This window comes from Kribbella sp. NBC_00662 (assembly GCF_041430295.1).
GTDB lineage: Bacteria > Actinomycetota > Actinomycetes > Propionibacteriales > Kribbellaceae > Kribbella.
Genome location: NZ_CP109029.1, coordinates 6,308,013 through 6,324,550 on the forward strand (window position 1 = coordinate 6,308,013; position 16,538 = coordinate 6,324,550).

Consider the following 16,538-nt stretch of genomic DNA (forward strand, 5'->3'; position numbering starts at 1 on the left):
CAACTCGACAGGAGATGTCCGCGTATCGGCCCTCAGCTCGAGTCTCTGCCCGCCTGGCGTCGGTCGCCGCGGTGGTACACCTCCTGTCGAGCTGCAGATGTCCCGACGGCCAGGAATTCGGTGGCCGGGCGGATGCGGGTTTTCAGAATCGACTGTGTCCGGTGGCAGTCCAGTTGGATGTCCGATGGTTCGCCCGGGATCGAGGGGAGTGCCTCCGGATTGATTCCGTCGCGGATCGCGATCAGCCGGCCGAGTTCGAGGCGGCTCAGGGCCTCGGGGCCGGCGACGTGGGTGATGCCGTTGACGTCTGACATGAGCAGCTCGATGAGTGCCGATGCCAGGTCGGCGACGTGGACGGGGCAACGGATGTTGCCGGTGTAGAACGCCCCCGGCTCGCCGGCCGCGAGCCGTCGTACCCGTTGCTCCTCCTCCGAGCGCCCGTCCGACCCGACGATGAGCGACGTACGCGCGATCACCGCATCAGATGCGAGCGCCTGGATCGTCGTCTCGGCGGCAGCCTTCGCCGCGCCGTACGGCGTGATCGGACACGGCTGCTCGTGCTCGCGGTACGCGATCTTGCGCGGACCGAACACCGCATCCGTGGACACGAACACGAGCCGCGCACCATCCGCGGCCAAGGCGACATTGACCGCCCCCAGCGCAGTCGTCGCCCAATCGTCCTGCCGGTAGGCGGTGTGAATGATCCCGTCCGGACGCACGCTGCGGATCACGTCCCGCACCTGGTCCCGCCGACGGATGTCGAGCTGCACCCCGCCCGGCACCCGCTCCGAGTGGTACGCCGGCACGACCTCATGCTCGGCCTGGTGGTCGGTACTGCGCAGGAGTTGTCGCCCCAGGAGACCAGTGGCCCCAGTGACGAGCAACCTCACCCCACAACTCTATGACGTTCCAGCCGCCATCCGGCAGTCCGCGTGGCGCGTTTGACCTCCCCGACAGACCTGATCTTCCTCGGCGTCATCCACGACTGCGACGGCTTGTGCAACATCCATCCGTCGCCGATGGTCACCGCCGCGTGCTGAACCCGCGACACCGTGTCGCGCCACACGAACACAGTGCCCGGTACGTCGTCGCGCCCGCCGCGCTCGGTGTGGTTCGCCAGCCACTCCTCGAAGGGCTCACGCAGCATCCACACGTCCTCCGCACCCTCGACACCACAGGCAGCCATCACGGTCCCGAAGCAGTTCGGCCCGCTCCCATCCGGAAACGTTCCGGCCAGCTCCCGCACCCGCTCGAGCTGCCGCGGCCACCTGCGAACCTCCGCGTGCCGGCTCGGTCCGAGGTCCTCACTGACGATCTCCGGCAGCACCGCCTTCGGATCACGCAGGAGCGACTTCCACCAGACGAACCGGTGCCCGTCGGCCTGCTGCCTGACCTCGGGCCCGACAGCTCCCACCCATCGACGCACAGTCGGAACCGCGCCACGCCCATAGTTGACCTGCGCCCGCACCAACGCAGCCCGGGTCGCCTTCGGCAGCTCGCCGTACGACGCCTCGCTCAGCCAAGCGATCCGGGCAGCCCGACCGTCGACGTTGTACGTCCGGTACGTATCGCGATCTTCTCGGCTCGGCTCACGGTCTTCGACCCGCAGATCCCAGGCGATCGCCTGCTTCTTCGTGACGAAGAACGGCTGCTCGTCCGGCGCGAGCCAGTCGACCCATCGCTGCAGCAGGTCGGAGGAGACGTCGATGCCCAGGACGGTCAGCACCGGGCAACGCTCTCATCCCCGGGCCGACTCGGTCACCGGCTTTTCCGGTCCGCGGTACCGCTGCGTCTGCGAGTAGACCAGGTTGGTCGTCGTACTCCCGAAGTCGGTCAGCTCGTTGACGAGCTCCTCCAGATGCGGCATCGACGCCGCCGCGACCTTCAACGTGTAGCAGTCGTCGCCGGTCGTGCGCAGGCATTCGAGGATCTCGCGCCGCTCGGCCAGCAACCGGTGCAGGGGCTCGTGTTTGTTGCCCGGGTACTTCAGCCGGACGACGGCCAGCACCGGATAGCCCACCTTGGTGAGATCGACCTCGGCGCGATAGCCGGTGATGACACCGATCGACTCCAGACGCCGCACCCGCTCGGTTGTCGCCGACGCGCTCAAGCTGACCCGCCGGCCGAGCTCGGTCAGCGAGATCCGGGCGTCCTCCTGCAGCTCGCTGAGGATCGCCCAGTCGGTCGAATCGAGAGTCTCGGTCACCTGCCCAATCTACCGGCGATTCCCCGGCGGCAGGCGTCGTACGCCGGGAGGAATCTCTTCAGAAGGCGACTGTCGCCTGGATAGCCTGAGGGCGTGGAACTTGGAGTGAACGTGCCGAACTTCGGCCCGGAGACGAATCCGGCGCGCCTGCGGGACTGGGCGCGGGTCATCGAAGGGCTCGGATACGACCTGCTGATGGTGTCCGATCACGTCGTGATCACGCCCGACGTGGCCGAGCAGTACCCGGCGCCGTTCTACGAACCGTTCACCACGCTGAGCTGGCTGGCAGGCATCACCGAGCGGGTCCGGCTCGGGACGACAGTACTGATCGCGCCGTACCGGCATCCGTTGCTGGTGGCAAGGATGGCGGCGAACCTCGATCAGTTCAGCGGCGGCCGGTTGGTGCTCGGAATCGGCGTCGGCTGGGCGCGGCAGGAGTTCGAGGCTCTCGGCGCCGAGCACGGTCGGCGTGGACACGATACGGACGAGCTGCTGGCCGAGCTCCGGCGCGCGTGGGCGGACACCGCTGACTACGGCGTCGGCAACATCCCGATCTGGGTCGGCGGGGCGAGTCCGGCGGCCCTTCGCCGTACCATACGGTTTGGTACGGCGTGGCATCCGCTGCGGCAACGCATCGTCCAGATGCGCTCGGGACTTGATCAGCTGCGGACCATGGCGGCCTCACTCGACCAGCCTGTTCCCGGGTTCGCGCCGCGCATCTTGCTCCGGCTGACGGACAAGCCCCTGCCTGAGGGCGATCGTGTCGCAGGTCAAGGCTCGGTGGAGCAGGTGGTCGAGGATCTCGACGTACTGCGGGAGCTCGGCGCGCAGAGCGTCGTACTCGATCCGTTCGAAGGCGACCCTGCCGAGACAGCCTGGCAGGCGCTCGCGACCATCAGAGAGGCTTGGAGACGACGTGACACCTGAAGCAGAAGGATTCCTGCGCCGCGCGATCGCGCTGGCCGCGGCCGCGCGGGAGGCAGGCGACCCGCCGTTCGGCTCGCTGCTGGTGGGAGCGGACGGGACCGTGCTGGCCGAGGACCGCAACACGACGATCAGCGAAGGCAACATCAGCTTCCACCCAGAGCTGAAGCTCGCCGTGTGGGCCGCGCAGCACCTGTCGCCTGACGACGCGGCCGGCACGACGATGTACACCAGCTGCCAGCCGTGCGGGATGTGCGCCGGCGCGCTCGCCCGCTCCGGTCTGGGCCGGGTGGTCTACGCGCTGTCCGGAGAGCAGCTCGACGGGCTGAAGTCCACCGGCGGCTTCCCCGCCGTACCGCAGGAAGGACCTGCGCTGTACGACGAGGCGCGCGTGCCGGTGGACGGGTACTACGTCTAGCTCACTTCACTGGTCATTTCACGTGGACTAGGCAGAGCGTGTACTTGTTCGAGCCGTCCTGGGAGACGTAGGACGCCTCGGCGTTGTACTGCTCGCACTGGGTGTCGTCGGTGGAGTCGTCGATCTTCCCGACGATCTTGTACTCCGCCTCCAACGACGTGCAGTCGACGACCTTCACGTCCGGGTTGGTCGACGTGCCGTTGTTCACCACGCACGCGCCGACGTTCGCCTTCGCCTCGGTCGAGTTCAGGTTGGCGAAGACGATCAGGGCGATCACCGCGATCGGCAGCAGCAGCATCAGCATCGCCGGCCGCTGGAACAGCGGCTTGCCCGGGTTCATCGGCCGGCCCGGGCCCGGCTGCGGCTCCGGCAGGCTCTTGAACTTCTGCATCGGGCCGATGTTCATCAGCATCGTGATCGGGTTGACGATCGACGAGCCGACACCCCACCAGCCCTGCCACAGGCTCTTCGAGGTCATGTCGCGGACCGACGCGATCCCACAGGTCCGGCAGAACGGGCCCTGCAGCTTCAGGAACCGCATCAGGACGATCATGCCCTGGTGACCGCGCACGGTCGCCTCGGCCGCCGGGTAGCCGCCACAGAACCGGCAGGTCAGCTGGCCCTGCGGCGCGAACGACTGCTGGGCGCCCTGCTGCGGGAACGACTGGCCGTACTGCGGCTGCTGGCCCGGGTACTGGCCTGGGTACTGCCCTGGCTGCGACGCCTGCTGGTAGGGCTGGCCGTACTGCTGCTGACCTTGCTGCTGGCCCTGCCGGCCGGGGTACTGCTGACCCGGCTGCGGCTGCTGTTGGTCCGGCTGGGTGTACTGCGGGAACTGCTGCGGCGGCGGACCGTAGCCGGCCGGCTGACCTGGGTACGGGTTCTGCGGCGGCTGGGGAGGGGATGTGGTCACGAATGGTTCCTGAGGCTTGGTCGGGACACGCTGAACCATGGCACCTTACTCACACCGATGGTCCATTCGGCCCGTCACCATGGCGCTGTATGGCACAGTGCGCCGCATGCTCACCATCGGCCCGCTGACCTCTACCGACCGTGATACCTGGCAGGAACTGTTCGCCGGTTACAACGAGTTCTACGGACGGACGATGCCGGACGAGTTCTTCGATCAGGCATGGACCAGGTTCCAGCAGGACTCGGAGATCCACGCGCTCGGCGCACGACTGGACGGGCAGCTCGTCGGGATCGCGCACTTCCTCACCCACGCGAGTACGACGGCCCCGGACTCCTGCTATCTGCAGGACCTGTTCACCGCCCCCGAGGCTCGCGGCCAAGGTGCGGCGCGGGCGCTGATCGCGGCAGTGACCGATTGGGCCCGTGAGCGCGGCTGCGGCCGGGTCTACTGGTCGACCCAGGAGAGCAACGCGACCGCGCGGCGGCTCTACGACCAGGTCGCCGAGAACCGCGGTTTCATCCTCTACTCGATCCCGCTGTAGCGATGGGCGAGCTCGCGGCCGAGACGCGCGAGCTCGGCTTGGACCTCAGGTGGGTCGAGTACGTCGATCGACCCGCCCCAGCCGGCGAGCTCCTGAGCGATCATCAGGGGGGTGGGCGCCGTGATCTTCAGGCGGACCCGGTCGCCGTCCGTCCCGTCGACCGTGCAGTTGCGGCCGAGCCGGTCCTGCATCACCCAGACGTGCCGCTGGTCCATCACGACAGTTGCCGTCAGCCCCGATCGGCGTTCTTCCATCCGCTCGACGATGTCGGCCCACGCCGTCGACAACTCGAATCCGTCCGGGCGTTCGAACGTCTCGTCCGTCGCCTGAGCCGCCACCACGCGATCGATCCGGAACGTGCGCCGGCCCCGGTCGGTCCGCGCGATCAGGTACCAGACGTCGTCCTTGTCGACGAGTCCGAGCGGATCGACGATGCGCTCCGACGTCTTGTGCCCGCGGCCCGAGTAGACCAGGCGCACCCGGTTCCGGCGTACGACGGCGTCCTGCAGGCTGGTGACCAGCTCGGGGCGCTCCTTCACGTGGGCGCCCCAGCGCGCCGGGTCGATCACGACTGCCTCGGCCGCGGCCTGGGCGTGCTCGCGGAAGGTGTCGGGCAGCGCGCGTACCAGTTTGCGTAGGGCGGCCTTCGCCTCCGGTGCGATCGACGCCGCGGGACCGACCAGGAGGAACAGGGCCTGAGCTTCCGTCGCGGTCAGCCCGCTCAGATCGGTCCGCGCTCCGCCGACCAGTTGCCAGCCGCCGTTGCGGCCGGGCTGTGGATAAACCGGGATGCCGGCCGTCGACAGCGCCTCGAGGTCCCGGCGTGCGGTCGCGACCGAGATCTCCAGCTCCTGCGCGACGTCGGCGGCGGTCACGCGGCCGCGGGCCTGCATGAGCAGCAACACCGCCACCAATCGATCCGCGCGCACAGCCCGATCGTCGCAGACAAACTGCTCATCTCGTGAGCACTACTGTCCTTTTGTCGGCGGTGACCGCTAGCCTCAGTTCCGGACGGACACCTTCCGGAATGGTGAGCGATGGCGTACGACGTGAGCCCGACAGCCCGGACCTTGATGGTCCTGGAGCTGATCCAGAACAGCCCTGGCATCACCGCCGACCAGCTCGGCGACAAGCTCGGCGTGTCCGAACGAGCGGCCCGCAGGTACGTCGCGATCCTGCGCGAGGCGGACATCCCGATCGAGTCGGTCCGCGGTCCGTACGGCGGCTACCGCGTCGGCCGCGGACTGCGCCTGCCGCCGCTGATGTTCAGCACGACCGAGGCCCTCGGTCTGGTGATGGCCGTCCTCGAAGGACCTCGCGGCAGCGCGGACCCGGTCGAGAACGCCCTCGGCAAGATCATCCGTGTGCTGCCGGAGCAGATCGCCCGGTCGACCGACGCGATTCGTCGGGTCAGCGCCCGCGGCCCCGATCCAGGCGCCCGTACGCCGGAGCCCGAGATCACGGCCGCCCTCGTGTCGTACAGCACCGAATGCCGCCAGGTCCGCATCCACTACCGCCTCCACCACGGCGAGCGGCCGATGGACGTCGACCCCTGGGCCGTCGTCGTACGCCGCGGCCGTTGGTACCTGCTGTGCTGGTCGCACGCCAAGGACTCCCAGCGCGTCCTCCGCGTGGACAAGGTCACCAAGGTCGAGCCCCTCACCCAGGACTTCACTCCACCACCCGACCTGGATCCGCTCGCCGCCGTCGAGGAGCACCTCGCGCTCGGCTGGAAGTACCCCATCGAGGTCGTGATCGATGCCCCCCGCGACGACGCCGCCTGGTGGATCCCGCGCTCGATGGGCCGCCTGGAGCCCATCGACGAAACCCACACCCGACTCCTGGCCAGCACCGACGAGCCCGACTGGTACGCCGCCCAACTAACCGCGATCCGAGCCCCCTACCGCATCCTCGGCAGCCCCGAAATCCAAGCCGCCTCCCAATCCCTCGGCCAACGCCTGATCACCGCAAGCACACTCGACTGATGCGCCTGAACACCCTGACCTGGGGTACCGGCCCGCGCACGGCCGTCCTCCTCCACGGCATGCTCGGCAGCGCCACGCAGTACCACCAACTCGGCCCCGCCCTCGCCGACCGCGGTTACCGCGCGATCGCCCTGGACTTCCCCGGCCACGGCGACTCCCCGCCGGCTCCCGGCGCCACGATGGACCTGCTCGTCGCCTCTGTCCTCGAATCGGTCGACCACCGGCCCACGCTCGCGCTCGGCCACTCACTCGGCGCCGTCGTCCTGTCGCACGCGTTGCCCCAGCTACGCCCGGCCCGCGCTGTGTACGTCGACGTACCGCTCCTCAACTCACCGCACGATCCACCGGTCGACCACCACGAACGCCTCACCACAGCCCGCGCCACCCGGACCGAGCCCAGGCTGCGCGCCACGCACCCCAGCTGGTCGGCCGAGGACTGTCGCGTCGAGGCCGAGGCAGCTGCGAAGTTCGACGTGGAGACGGCCGTCGCACTCGAACGCTCCTACACCGGGCACGCTGCTGAGCGCCCGACGATCCCGTCGATGCTGATCAGGGCCGACCCGAGCCGGTACGTGTCGGCGGAGCGGGCGCAGGAGCTCGAGCGGATGGGATTCTGTGTCCGCTCTGTCCGTGGTGCCGGGCATTGTGTTTGGTATGGATACCTCGACGACTTCATGGAGGTGCTGGAAGCGTGAACGAGGTCGAGTTCGCTGGGGAGATCTGGTACTGGCGGGGGCCGGCGCCTTGGTACTTCATCACGGTGCCGGAGGAGGAGTGTGCGTTCTTCGAGGCTGAGTCGAGCTTTGTCAGTTATGGGTGGGGGATGATCCCGGTCGTCGCGGAGATCGGTGGGACGGCGTGGGACACGTCGATGTTTCCGAAGGACGGGCGGTATTTGCTGCCGGTGAAGGCATCTGTGCGGCGGGCCGAGGAGCTCGACGACGGTGACGTGCCGACGGTGCGGTTGCGGCTGCGGACCTGAACTGTGGACCTCAGCTGTGGCCCTGAAACTGTCGGCGGTCGGGTCTAGCGTTCTCGCCGTACATCCATGATGGGGAGGTAGGCAATGTCTACGCTGGCTGATCGGCCGAACACGGCCTTGTTGGTGGTCGACGTCCAGAACGGTGTCGTGGCCGACGCGCACGAGCGCGACCAGGTCGTGGCGAACATCAGCACCCTCGTCGGCAAGGCCCGCGCGGGCGGCGTACCGGTTGTGTGGGTCCAGCACTCGAGCGACAACCTCGTCAAGGACAGCGACGAGTGGCAGTTCGTCCCGGAGCTGACGCGTGACGGCTCGGAAGCGCTCGTCCACAAGACGTTCCCCGACTCCTTCGAGGCGACCGACCTCGAGGACGTCCTCGCCCGCGCCGGCATCGGCCACCTGATCGTGAGCGGCGCCCAGACCGACGAGTGCATCCGCTCCACGATCCACGGCGCCTTCGTCCGCGGGTACGACGTCACGCTGGTCGGCGACGCTCACACGACGGAGAACCTGTCGGAGTACGGCGCTCCGACACCCGACAAGGTGATCGCCCACACCAACCTCTACTGGCAGTACCACCGGGCCCCGGGCCGCACCGCCGCCGTGCAGAACACCGACGAGGTCACCTTCTGAGCAGCCCCGGAAGCTCACCCAACGACCGGACCCGCGGTACGCCGACCTCCGCGTGCACGCCGTTCCGGTCAACGAGCACGGCCTCGATCCCTACTGCCTGCGCGCCTCGCACGTCCTTCTCCAGGGAATCTCCGACCATCACCACCTCGTCGGAGCTCACCCCGAGCTGGTCGAGCGCGCACCGAAACGCCCGCGGATCAGGCTTCCCGGCCGGAAGGGATTCGCCGGCGATCAGTTCGTCGATCTCATCGGCGAGCGCAAGCTGCTGAAGCTTGAACTGCTGGTGTCCGCGGTTGCCATTCGTCAGCACCACCACTCCGAGACCTGCCGCCCGGACCGCCCGCAGCGCGGGGACGGCGTCGTCGAACACCGACCAGCCCGCCTCGTACCGCCGTACATACCCCACGAACATCTCGTCGGCCTCGGAGTCACTGACGTCGACCGCGAGGAACTCCCGCACCCGCGCTCGCCGCTGCTCCGCGAACGTGAGCTCCCGCCGCTGGTAGCGGCTGTAGTGCCGGTCGGACACCCGCGCCCAGTCAGCGGCTACGGTCGCGCCGATGACGCCGTACTCCGCTGCCCATTCGACGACAGCCTCGGCCGCGGCTGATTCCTGATCGACCAAGGTCCCGTCGAGGTCGAACAGAACGCTCTTCAGCACGCAGCCCCCTCTCGTCCAGCTGTGATCGTAGGCGACGCCGGGGCGGTGCGTGCCCGCCCCGGCGGTGCGGGTCAGTCTGTGATGGCGTCGAGTACGGCGAGGTCGGCGGGGGAGAGGGTGATGTCGGCTGCCATCAGGTTCTCCTCCAGGTGCTGTCGGCTCGAGGTGCCCGGAATCGCGAGGACGTGCGGGCCTCGGCTCAGCGTCCACGCCAGGCGGATCTGAGCGGGTGTCGCCCCGTGCCGATCCGCCACCTCCTGCACGGCCGCCGACTCTGGGACCCCGCCGGCTTCGCGCGATTCCGCGGTCAGCGTGAAGAACGGCACGAACGCGATCCCCAGTTCACCGCACAGACCCAGGAGCTCGTCGTTCATCCGCCCGAATCCGACGCTGTACCGGTTCTGCACCGCGACCACCGGCGCAATCTCCAGCGCCTCGCGAAGATGCTCCACCCGCACATTCGACACACCCAGGTGCCGGATCATGCCCTTCGCCTGCAAATCAGCGAGTACGCCGAAATGCTCCGCGATCGACTTCATCCCGTGCAACCGCAGATTGACCAGATCCAGCACGTCTACTCCGAGCGCCCGCAGCTCACCCTCCACCAGCGTCGGCAACTCGTCCGGGCGCGCGAGACCGTTGTTGGTCGGCCCGACCTTCGTGGCGAGCACGAACTGCTCGGGGTACGGCGCGAGCGCCCGGCGGATCACGTCGTTCGCCCAGTCGAGGCTTTCGAACGACGTCTGCCCCGCAGCGCCGTGACTGGGATAGAACGCCGCGGTGTCGATGTGGTTCACGCCGAGCGCGACCGCGTGGCGCAACAGCGCGACCGCCCGCTCCTGCACGTCAGCTCCGTCGCGGCCCGGTCCCGCGAGCCGCTTCGCGCCGAAGCCGATCCGCCGGACCGCAACATCCCCGAGCTGCCAGAATTCGCCGGACTTGCATTCCGCAATTCCCGATGATACGTTTAATGGTAGAGAAGTATTTACCTGTGAATTCTGCATTCGGCCAGGATAAATCTTCCAAGGACATTCGTCCACCATTTCCCGTATTTTTCTGCGTTATTCTGCGCGGGTGGGACTCACCGACAGACAACAAGCTCTCCTCGACGCCTGGCTGCCGTCCGCCGAGCTGATCAAGGACCACAGCTGGGGTCTGATCGGCACCCTCGTGCTCGAGCTCACGCACCACGGCGAGCGCTACATCGCCAAGGCCGGCGATGCGGCCGACCACCATCTCGCGCGGGAGATACGGGCCCACCGCAACTGGTTGACGCCGTGGACCTCGCGGGGGAGAGCGCCCGAACTCGTCCAGGCCGACGACGACGCCAAGCTTCTGCTGACGCGGTTCCTGCCGGGGGAGTTGGTCCAGGGCTCGCCTGCCGAGTGGGCGCAGGCGACGTACCGCGAGGCGGGTGAGCTGCTGGCGCAGTTCCACCAACAGACCGCCGTACCGGATGATGCTTACGAGGCTCGTGAGAACGAGCGGACGCTGACGTACCTGAGCAAGCCGCATCGCATCGCGCCCGATCTGACCGACCGTCTGCGAGCAGAGATCTCCGGTTGGCCGACGCCGCCGGCGATGCTCGTGCCGACGCACGGCGACTGGCAGCCGCGGAACTGGCTGACCGACAACGGCACGATCCGCGTCATCGACTTCGGCCGCGCCGACCTCCGCCCGGCCTACACGGATCTTGCACGGCTCGCCGCGCAGCAGTTCCGCACGAACCCGGAGCTGGCGGCCGCCTTCCTGAGCGGCTACGGCTCGGACCCCCGTGAGCCGGACGTCTGGCATCGAGCCCAGCTGCGCGAAGCGGTCAACACCTGCGTCTGGGCCTACCAGGTTGGTGATGAGCCGTTCGAACAACAAGGCCATCGGATGATCGCGGAGGCCGTTCGCTAGGTCGTCGGCGTCGGAAACTCCGTTGTCGACGCTGCGGGGGTACTGGCATGGTCGGCGCCATGCCCTCCGCTCTTGATCCGCTCATCGTCGACCGATATCCGCGGTCGAACACCTACGACCCGCAGTGGATCGTCGACAACCTGATGGGCCCGCATCCGCTGTGGAGCGCGGAGGGTCTGATGCAGGCGATGACGCTCGAGCCCGGCATGCGGGTCCTCGACCTCGGCTGCGGTACGGCGCTGACGTCGATCTTCTTCGCCCGCGAGTACGACGTGGAAGTCTGGGCGATCGATCTGTGGGTTGACCCGACCGAGAACTGGCAACGGATCCAGGACGCCGGCGCCGCCGACCGCGTCCACCCGATCCGGTCCGACGCGCACAAACTCCTGTTCGCCCACGACTTCTTCGACGCGATCGTCAGCATCGGCGCCTTCAACTACTTCGGCACCGGCGCCGACTACCTCGGCTACCTCACCCAGTTTCTCCGCCCCGGTGGTGCGGTCGGCGTGATCGCGCCCGGCATCCGTACGGCGCCCGCGCTCGCACCCCCGCCGTACCTCGAGAATCGCTGGGGCCCTGACCTGTGCACCTGGCTCCCGCCCGACTGGTGGCACCAACTCTGGCAACGCACGAACCTGGTGACCGTCCAAACCGCCGACTTCCTCCCGAACGGCTGGTCCGACTGGCTCCTCTGGCTGAAAACCTGCGCAGAAGTAGGCCGTGGCTACAAACCGGACGAACAAATGCTGGAAGCCGACCAAGGAAACCTACTCGGCCTGACCCGCCTGGTCGCACAGCTCAACTAGACGCATTCTCAGATCCGCCGGATAAATGTCGTCCAACTCCCGCGCATCGACCCACCGCAATTCGAAATGATTGGTCGGACAATGCTCTACTGCTTCATCGCCGGAAAGTCGCGGTACGCCGCGCACGTCGGTCGCGAGGAAGTAGTACGCCGGCCGCCCGTTGTGCGTGCCCGTCCACAACAGCCGATCCACGGTCGCGGTGAGCGTCGTCTCCTCCTCGAGCTCGCGGATCGCAGCAGACTCGCCCGCTTCCACATGCCCGCCCGGGAGCACGGAATACCGATGGCCGCCACACCTCGGTCCGGGGGCGTTGGAGTACTCGCACATCACGCACTCGGCGGAGGTCTCGAGGCGCAGGTAGCGCTTCACGACCAGGACCTTGCCGGCCTCGATGACGACCACAGCTCCTCGTGGGATCTTCATGGGGCAGCATTCTGGTCGCCGCCACCGACAGACTGAGAGGACTTACCGCATGCCAAGCACGATGATCGAAGTTCGTCGCGAGTATTCGGAGGCGGAGGAGGTTGCGCTGATCGATGCCGTGCATGACGCGGTGGTGGCCGGGTTCCAGATTCCTCCACAGGACAAGGATGTACGACTCGTCGTGCATGCCCCGCATCGGTTCGCCTGCTCGCCGCGGTTGACGCAGCCGGAGTACTTCACACTCGTCACCATCGACTGCTTCGCCGGCCGCTCGATCGACGCCAAGCGCGCCCTCTACAGCCAGATGATCATCAACCTGAAGCCGTTCAACATCCCCGCCGACCACGTGACGATCCTCATCCGGGACCACCCCACCCACAACTGGGGCCTCCGAGGCGGCCACCCAGCCTCCGACCTGGACCTCGGCTTCAACATCAACGTCTGACCTCACATGACTCCGCACGCGACGCGCCACATGACGTCGATCTTCCTGGTGCGGCGGGGGAGTGTCCTGCTCCTCTACCGCCGTGGATCCCGTGCCATCGCCGACTCCTGGGTCGGCATCGGCGGCCACGTCGAAGCGGACGAGTTCAACAACCCGACGGCTGCCGCACTCCGGGAACTCCACGAGGAGGTCGGTGTCGCCGCCGACCACCTCGACAACTTCAGCCTGCGGTACGTCGCGATGCGCGACACCGGCGCCGAACTTCGCACCACGTACTACTTCACCGCCAACCTGCGCCCGGACGCACCCATCCCCACCGAATGCCCCGAGGGCGATCTCCGCTGGTTCGAGCTGACGGTCGATCCCACCTCGCTCGACATGCCGCCGACAGCCGGAGTCGCCTTTGCGCACTGGCTGGCCGAAGGCCGGCATGATCAACATCTCCGATTCATCGTGATCGACGCCGCCGGACGTGTGACGGGACCGCTTTGATGATCACTTTGCAATTCCACCCGAATTGGCCGCATGGGGAGTGGATGGTTATTGAATCGATGGTGCGCGACGGGTCTTATCGGTCGCAGTTTGTTACCGGGGTTTCTAACGGGGGACTGACCGCGTTTGCCGGTGGGGACCGTTGGCGGTGGGAGAGTCGGTTGTTCTCGGGCAAGTACGACGAGCAGCCGGCGTCGGCGAGACCCGTATACGGGGTGTGGAATCGGCGCGACGATCCGTACGGCGGCGGGATTCGGTTCGGGTCGTCGTACTTTCGGTTGAAGGAGGACGCGATAGATCGGGCGACCTTCTGTTTTCCGGATTCTGCACGGGAGCCGCAGCACTTCGGCGACAAGAGTCAGCTGGAGCAGCTGTGCCGGTTGGCCGACGAGTCCGGCTTCGATGATCTGGATGGCTACGTCGAGGCGCACGTCCACGGCGGCGTGCAGCTCGCTACCGACGTCGACGCCGTGGTGCTTGATCCGTCGTTTGTCGGCACCCGGGTTGAGGAGGCCGCACAACAACTCGGCTGTCCGGTGGAATACCACCCGGGATTTCGTGCCACGGCAAATGAATTCGACCCGGAATACCGCGGTGAGCACATCGTCGAGCTGGCACGCTCGCTCGGCCCCGAATTGACACCCGAGCGATTAGGACATGCAGCCCGCAACCATTCCGCGCAATCCGTCAAGCAGGTCTGGCACTGCCTAGCGCGTTTCGGGCGGATCCGTCGCTAATTGATCGCGACGACGTGTGAGGTACGCCGTCTCGGCAGTGTTGCCGGCCAGCTCGATCGCCCTGTCGTACGCCGCGCGCGCCTCCCGGCTCTGACCCGTCCGGCGCAACAGATCCGCCCGCGTCGCGTGGAATGCGTGATACCCGTCCAGCTTCTCAGCGAGCTTGTCGATCGTCGCCAGCGCGACCTCCGGACCATCGAGCTCGGCCACCGCGATCGCCCGATTCAACTCGACGATCGGGGACGGATCGACGCGGATCAGCTGCGTGTACAGCGCGACCACCTGCGACCAGTCCGTGTCGCGCACGTCCCGCGCAGACGTGTGTACGGCGTTGATCGCCGCGAGGATCTGGTACCGCCCCGGAGCGACCCCGGCCGCCAACCGTTCACGCACCAGCCGATGCCCCTCGGCGACCATCGCCGCATCCCACGCGCCACGATCCTGCTCGTCCAACGACACCAGCTCGCCGCTCGCCGACACCCGCGCCGTACGGCGGGCCTCGGTCAGCAGCATCAATGCCAGCAACCCGGCGACCTCACCGTCGCTCGGCATCAGGGCGCGGATCAGCCGCGTCAGCCGGATCGCCTCCGAGGTCAGCTCATGCCGCACCGGATCCGTGTCGGGACCGGTCGCCAGATAGCCCTCGTTGAACACGATGAACAGCACGGTGAGTACGCCGGACACGCGCCGGGGGAGATCCTCCGCATCGGGCACCCGATAGGGGATCCGCGCCGCCTTGATCTTGGCCTTCGCGCGGGTGATCCGCTGCCCCATCGCGGTCTCCTGCACGAGGAATGCACGGGCGATCTCGGGCACGGTCAGTCCGCCGACCATGCGTAGCGTCAGCGCGACCCGAGTCTCCATCGAGAGCGCCGGGTGGCAGCAGGTGAAGATCAGCCGGAGCCGCTCGTCGTCGATGACACCGAGAGGCTCGGGCGGTTCGTCGTACACCATCTGAGCCTCCTTGTGTTTGTCGTCGCGTTTGTTCTCGCGACGGAGCCGGTCGATGGCCTTGCGGTTGGCGGTGGTGGTCAGCCACGCGCCGGGGTTCGGGGGTACGCCGTCGTCCGGCCACCGTTCGACGGCGGTCGCGAACGCCTCGGCGGCGGCCTCCTCGGCGACGTCCAGGTCGCCGAAACGCTTGGTCAGGGACGCGACCACCCGCGCCCACTCCTCGTGGTGGACGCGCGTGATCGTTTCCTGGACATCGCTCACAGGAACGGCCGCACCTCGAGCCTGCGGTTGCACGCTTTCGACGCCTCGGTCACGAGGGCTCGGGCCGCGTCGAGATCGGGCGCCTCCATGATCCAGAGGCCGGCGATGTATTCCTTCGACTCCAGGTACGGCCCGTCGGTGAAGATGGCTGCATCGCCGCGGTTGTCGACGACGGTGGCCGCGCTCGGCGCCGCGAGACCGCCGGCGAAGACCCAGTTGCCGTCGGCGATGATCCGTTCGTTGAACGCCGTGATGGCGGTCATCTCTTCCTCGGTCGCCGAATTGGTCTTGTCGTCGAGCACAGAAACCAGGAACTGCATCACACATCATCTCCCGTGGTGAATTCTCCGGAAACCGTATCCGGTCCGGGATTCATTCGTCGGCGAACGGCCGTACTTCGAGTTTCCGGTCGCACACCTTCGACGCTTCCGCGGCAAGCTTCAGCGCGACGTCGAGGTCCGGGGCGTCGACGATCCAGAGCCCGCCGAGATACTCCTTCGATTCGAGAAACGGCCCGTCGGTGAGGATCGCCGCGTCCTTCCGGTTGTCCACGACGGTGGCCGTCGCGGGGGAGTCGAGCCCGCCGACATATACCCAGTACCCGTCGGCCTTCAGCCGCTCGTTGAACGCCTCAACGTCACCCGATCCGTCCGCCGCGTCCGAGCTGCTCTCGTCGTCGACCACAGAAATCAAGTAGTGCATCACAACCATCTCCTCAGCCCACGGCGCTCCTCGCTGGCCCGCCCACCCCTTCCACGAACACCCACCAACCAATCCGACAATCTTCTCCGAGGAAATTTTCCATCCAGCAGGCGACGCTGAGGCCAGTGATCGTACGACGGTCATCGAACTATTCACGTCGCCGGAGATCGGCGCGTACGTCGCCCCGCGCCCAGCCTGACGAACTGGTACGGCGCGATGATCGGTTTCGTCTCGCTCGATCATCGCGCCGTACCAGGCCCACACGGCCGTCAGGCCGAACTCCGGTGACAGAGGCTAGGGGCGTGGTCTGGAGGTACTAGTTGACATAATGTTCCTTATCGGCGCTTAAAGTGCGGTGCTGAGGAAGAGTTGTATGCCGGCGGGCGGCGCTCGGCTACTCCCCAGCGACCATCGAGCGGCACGCCGGCGGGCGGCGCTCGGCTACTCCCCAGCGACCATCGAGCGGCACGCCGTCGACTCTGCCGCTGCCTACGCCCGCTACGTCGCCCGTGACACCTGATCGCGGGCGCACTCCTACCGAATCCAGGAAGTT

At 67.3% G+C, this 16,538-nt stretch carries 24 protein-coding genes; 13 read left to right on the forward strand and 11 right to left on the reverse strand.

What is annotated here, in order from left to right; translation table 11 throughout:
- Nucleotides 1-32: 32 nt before the first annotated feature.
- Genes OHA10_RS31205 through OHA10_RS31215 form a run of 3 tightly spaced genes read right to left on the reverse strand, consistent with a single transcriptional unit; the run spans nucleotide 33 to nucleotide 2,206 of the window.
- The gene (locus OHA10_RS31205) at nucleotides 33-890 is read right to left on the reverse strand and encodes an NAD(P)-dependent oxidoreductase (RefSeq protein WP_371402337.1); all 858 of its coding nucleotides are present in this window, start codon (nucleotides 888-890) and stop codon (nucleotides 33-35) included.
- Nucleotides 887-1,726 (reverse strand): hypothetical protein, encoded by an 840-nt coding sequence (locus tag OHA10_RS31210; RefSeq protein ID WP_371402338.1) that lies wholly within the window; start codon nucleotides 1,724-1,726, stop codon nucleotides 887-889. The genes OHA10_RS31205 and OHA10_RS31210 overlap by 4 nt, the downstream gene beginning before the upstream one ends.
- 12 nt (nucleotides 1,727-1,738) lie before the next feature.
- Nucleotides 1,739-2,206 (reverse strand): Lrp/AsnC family transcriptional regulator, encoded by a 468-nt coding sequence (locus OHA10_RS31215; protein ID WP_371402339.1) that lies wholly within the window; start codon nucleotides 2,204-2,206, stop codon nucleotides 1,739-1,741.
- A 93-nt stretch (nucleotides 2,207-2,299) separates the two neighbouring features.
- Between OHA10_RS31215 and OHA10_RS31220 the strand changes: the two genes are divergently transcribed.
- Together OHA10_RS31220 and OHA10_RS31225 are read left to right on the forward strand one after the other, a co-directional pair.
- On the forward strand, nucleotides 2,300-3,133 hold the full coding sequence (locus tag OHA10_RS31220; RefSeq protein ID WP_371402340.1) for an LLM class flavin-dependent oxidoreductase: 834 nt from the start codon (nucleotides 2,300-2,302) through the stop codon (nucleotides 3,131-3,133).
- Nucleotides 3,123-3,548, forward strand: a complete 426-nt coding sequence (locus OHA10_RS31225) for a nucleoside deaminase (protein ID WP_371402341.1) — start codon at nucleotides 3,123-3,125, stop codon at nucleotides 3,546-3,548. Before OHA10_RS31220 ends, OHA10_RS31225 begins: the two co-directional genes overlap by 11 nt.
- A gap of 13 nt (nucleotides 3,549-3,561) precedes the next feature.
- On the opposite strand, the gene OHA10_RS31230 is transcribed toward OHA10_RS31225, so the two are convergent.
- Entirely contained in the window at nucleotides 3,562-4,461 is a 900-nt protein-coding gene (locus tag OHA10_RS31230) for a toxin-antitoxin system, toxin component (protein WP_371402342.1), read from the reverse strand.
- A gap of 106 nt (nucleotides 4,462-4,567) precedes the next feature.
- Between OHA10_RS31230 and OHA10_RS31235 the strand changes: the two genes are divergently transcribed.
- Nucleotides 4,568-5,002: an N-acetyltransferase family protein gene (locus OHA10_RS31235; protein ID WP_371402343.1), complete on the forward strand. Its 435-nt coding sequence runs from the start codon at nucleotides 4,568-4,570 to the stop codon at nucleotides 5,000-5,002.
- On the opposite strand, the gene OHA10_RS31240 is transcribed toward OHA10_RS31235, so the two are convergent.
- Complete coding sequence (locus OHA10_RS31240) at nucleotides 4,984-5,931, reverse strand: helix-turn-helix transcriptional regulator (protein ID WP_371402344.1); 948 nt, start codon at nucleotides 5,929-5,931, stop codon at nucleotides 4,984-4,986. The genes OHA10_RS31235 and OHA10_RS31240 overlap by 19 nt on opposite strands.
- Before the next feature lie 108 nt (nucleotides 5,932-6,039).
- On the opposite strand from OHA10_RS31240, the gene OHA10_RS31245 reads away from it, so the two are divergent.
- The 4 genes from OHA10_RS31245 (at nucleotide 6,040) to OHA10_RS31260 (ending at nucleotide 8,602) form a co-directional block, all read left to right on the forward strand.
- Nucleotides 6,040-6,987, forward strand: coding sequence for a helix-turn-helix transcriptional regulator (locus OHA10_RS31245; RefSeq protein ID WP_371402345.1), 948 nt, complete (start codon nucleotides 6,040-6,042; stop codon nucleotides 6,985-6,987).
- On the forward strand, nucleotides 6,987-7,682 hold the full coding sequence (locus OHA10_RS31250) for an alpha/beta fold hydrolase (protein WP_371402346.1): 696 nt from the start codon (nucleotides 6,987-6,989) through the stop codon (nucleotides 7,680-7,682). The genes OHA10_RS31245 and OHA10_RS31250 overlap by 1 nt, the downstream gene beginning before the upstream one ends.
- Entirely contained in the window at nucleotides 7,679-7,969 is a 291-nt protein-coding gene (locus OHA10_RS31255; protein WP_371402347.1) for a DUF1905 domain-containing protein, read from the forward strand. The genes OHA10_RS31250 and OHA10_RS31255 overlap by 4 nt, the downstream gene beginning before the upstream one ends.
- 84 nt (nucleotides 7,970-8,053) lie before the next feature.
- Nucleotides 8,054-8,602: an isochorismatase family protein gene (locus OHA10_RS31260; RefSeq protein ID WP_371402348.1), complete on the forward strand. Its 549-nt coding sequence runs from the start codon at nucleotides 8,054-8,056 to the stop codon at nucleotides 8,600-8,602.
- Here OHA10_RS31260 and OHA10_RS31265 read toward each other — a convergent pair.
- Nucleotides 8,592-9,263: an HAD family hydrolase gene (locus OHA10_RS31265; RefSeq protein WP_371402349.1), complete on the reverse strand. Its 672-nt coding sequence runs from the start codon at nucleotides 9,261-9,263 to the stop codon at nucleotides 8,592-8,594. The two genes, OHA10_RS31260 and OHA10_RS31265, sit on opposite strands and share 11 nt — an antisense overlap.
- A 71-nt stretch (nucleotides 9,264-9,334) precedes the next feature.
- Complete coding sequence (locus tag OHA10_RS31270; RefSeq protein ID WP_371402350.1) at nucleotides 9,335-10,306, reverse strand: aldo/keto reductase; 972 nt, start codon at nucleotides 10,304-10,306, stop codon at nucleotides 9,335-9,337.
- 31 nt (nucleotides 10,307-10,337) lie between these two features.
- Here OHA10_RS31270 and OHA10_RS31275 point away from each other — a divergent pair, with 31 nt between their 5' ends.
- Nucleotides 10,338-11,165, forward strand: a complete 828-nt coding sequence (locus tag OHA10_RS31275; RefSeq protein WP_371402351.1) for a phosphotransferase — start codon at nucleotides 10,338-10,340, stop codon at nucleotides 11,163-11,165.
- A 59-nt stretch (nucleotides 11,166-11,224) separates the two neighbouring features.
- Entirely contained in the window at nucleotides 11,225-11,971 is a 747-nt protein-coding gene (locus OHA10_RS31280; protein WP_371402352.1) for a cyclopropane-fatty-acyl-phospholipid synthase family protein, read from the forward strand.
- Here the strand turns inward: OHA10_RS31280 and OHA10_RS31285 are convergent.
- Nucleotides 11,933-12,394, reverse strand: a complete 462-nt coding sequence (locus tag OHA10_RS31285; RefSeq protein WP_371402353.1) for an NUDIX hydrolase — start codon at nucleotides 12,392-12,394, stop codon at nucleotides 11,933-11,935. The genes OHA10_RS31280 and OHA10_RS31285 overlap by 39 nt on opposite strands.
- Before the next feature lie 49 nt (nucleotides 12,395-12,443).
- Here OHA10_RS31285 and OHA10_RS31290 point away from each other — a divergent pair, with 49 nt between their 5' ends.
- Genes OHA10_RS31290 through OHA10_RS31300 form a run of 3 tightly spaced genes read left to right on the forward strand, consistent with a single transcriptional unit; the run spans nucleotide 12,444 to nucleotide 14,068 of the window.
- A complete protein-coding gene (locus OHA10_RS31290) occupies nucleotides 12,444-12,839 on the forward strand; it encodes a tautomerase family protein (protein WP_371402354.1) in 396 nt (131 codons plus the stop codon).
- A 6-nt stretch (nucleotides 12,840-12,845) separates the two neighbouring features.
- The gene (locus tag OHA10_RS31295; protein WP_371402355.1) at nucleotides 12,846-13,331 is read left to right on the forward strand and encodes an NUDIX domain-containing protein; all 486 of its coding nucleotides are present in this window, start codon (nucleotides 12,846-12,848) and stop codon (nucleotides 13,329-13,331) included.
- On the forward strand, nucleotides 13,331-14,068 hold the full coding sequence (locus tag OHA10_RS31300) for a DUF3626 domain-containing protein (protein ID WP_371402356.1): 738 nt from the start codon (nucleotides 13,331-13,333) through the stop codon (nucleotides 14,066-14,068). The genes OHA10_RS31295 and OHA10_RS31300 overlap by 1 nt, the downstream gene beginning before the upstream one ends.
- Here the strand turns inward: OHA10_RS31300 and OHA10_RS31305 are convergent.
- Genes OHA10_RS31305 through OHA10_RS31315 form a run of 3 tightly spaced genes read right to left on the reverse strand, consistent with a single transcriptional unit; the run spans nucleotide 14,039 to nucleotide 15,985 of the window.
- Nucleotides 14,039-15,283, reverse strand: coding sequence for an RNA polymerase sigma factor (locus OHA10_RS31305; RefSeq protein ID WP_371402357.1), 1,245 nt, complete (start codon nucleotides 15,281-15,283; stop codon nucleotides 14,039-14,041). The two genes, OHA10_RS31300 and OHA10_RS31305, sit on opposite strands and share 30 nt — an antisense overlap.
- On the reverse strand, nucleotides 15,280-15,603 hold the full coding sequence (locus tag OHA10_RS31310) for a YciI family protein (protein WP_371402358.1): 324 nt from the start codon (nucleotides 15,601-15,603) through the stop codon (nucleotides 15,280-15,282). Before OHA10_RS31310 ends, OHA10_RS31305 begins: the two co-directional genes overlap by 4 nt.
- Nucleotides 15,604-15,655: 52 nt before the next feature.
- Nucleotides 15,656-15,985, reverse strand: coding sequence for a YciI family protein (locus tag OHA10_RS31315; protein ID WP_371402359.1), 330 nt, complete (start codon nucleotides 15,983-15,985; stop codon nucleotides 15,656-15,658).
- Nucleotides 15,986-16,358: 373 nt separating this feature from the next.
- Here OHA10_RS31315 and OHA10_RS31320 point away from each other — a divergent pair, with 373 nt between their 5' ends.
- Entirely contained in the window at nucleotides 16,359-16,505 is a 147-nt protein-coding gene (locus OHA10_RS31320) for a hypothetical protein (RefSeq protein WP_371402360.1), read from the forward strand.
- Nucleotides 16,506-16,538: the final 33 nt, after the last annotated feature.

What these genes read in the sequence shown, in the direction of transcription:
- OHA10_RS31235 (WP_371402343.1), top strand. Translation starts at nt 4,568, where the DNA reads ATGCTCACCATCGGCCCGCTGACCTCTACCGACCGTGATACCTGGCAG.
- OHA10_RS31245 (WP_371402345.1), top strand. Translation starts at nt 6,040, where the DNA reads ATGGCGTACGACGTGAGCCCGACAGCCCGGACCTTGATGGTCCTGGAG.
- OHA10_RS31250 (WP_371402346.1), top strand. Translation starts at nt 6,987, where the DNA reads ATGCGCCTGAACACCCTGACCTGGGGTACCGGCCCGCGCACGGCCGTC.
- OHA10_RS31260 (WP_371402348.1), top strand. Translation starts at nt 8,054, where the DNA reads ATGTCTACGCTGGCTGATCGGCCGAACACGGCCTTGTTGGTGGTCGAC.
- OHA10_RS31270 (WP_371402350.1), bottom strand. Translation starts at nt 10,306, where the DNA reads ATGGTGGACGAATGTCCTTGGAAGATTTATCCTGGCCGAATGCAGAAT.
- OHA10_RS31280 (WP_371402352.1), top strand. Translation starts at nt 11,225, where the DNA reads ATGCCCTCCGCTCTTGATCCGCTCATCGTCGACCGATATCCGCGGTCG.
- OHA10_RS31285 (WP_371402353.1), bottom strand. Translation starts at nt 12,394, where the DNA reads ATGAAGATCCCACGAGGAGCTGTGGTCGTCATCGAGGCCGGCAAGGTC.
- OHA10_RS31290 (WP_371402354.1), top strand. Translation starts at nt 12,444, where the DNA reads ATGCCAAGCACGATGATCGAAGTTCGTCGCGAGTATTCGGAGGCGGAG.
- OHA10_RS31295 (WP_371402355.1), top strand. Translation starts at nt 12,846, where the DNA reads ATGACTCCGCACGCGACGCGCCACATGACGTCGATCTTCCTGGTGCGG.
- OHA10_RS31300 (WP_371402356.1), top strand. Translation starts at nt 13,331, where the DNA reads ATGATCACTTTGCAATTCCACCCGAATTGGCCGCATGGGGAGTGGATG.
- OHA10_RS31310 (WP_371402358.1), bottom strand. Translation starts at nt 15,603, where the DNA reads ATGCAGTTCCTGGTTTCTGTGCTCGACGACAAGACCAATTCGGCGACC.
- OHA10_RS31315 (WP_371402359.1), bottom strand. Translation starts at nt 15,985, where the DNA reads ATGCACTACTTGATTTCTGTGGTCGACGACGAGAGCAGCTCGGACGCG.
- OHA10_RS31320 (WP_371402360.1), top strand. Translation starts at nt 16,359, where the DNA reads ATGCCGGCGGGCGGCGCTCGGCTACTCCCCAGCGACCATCGAGCGGCA.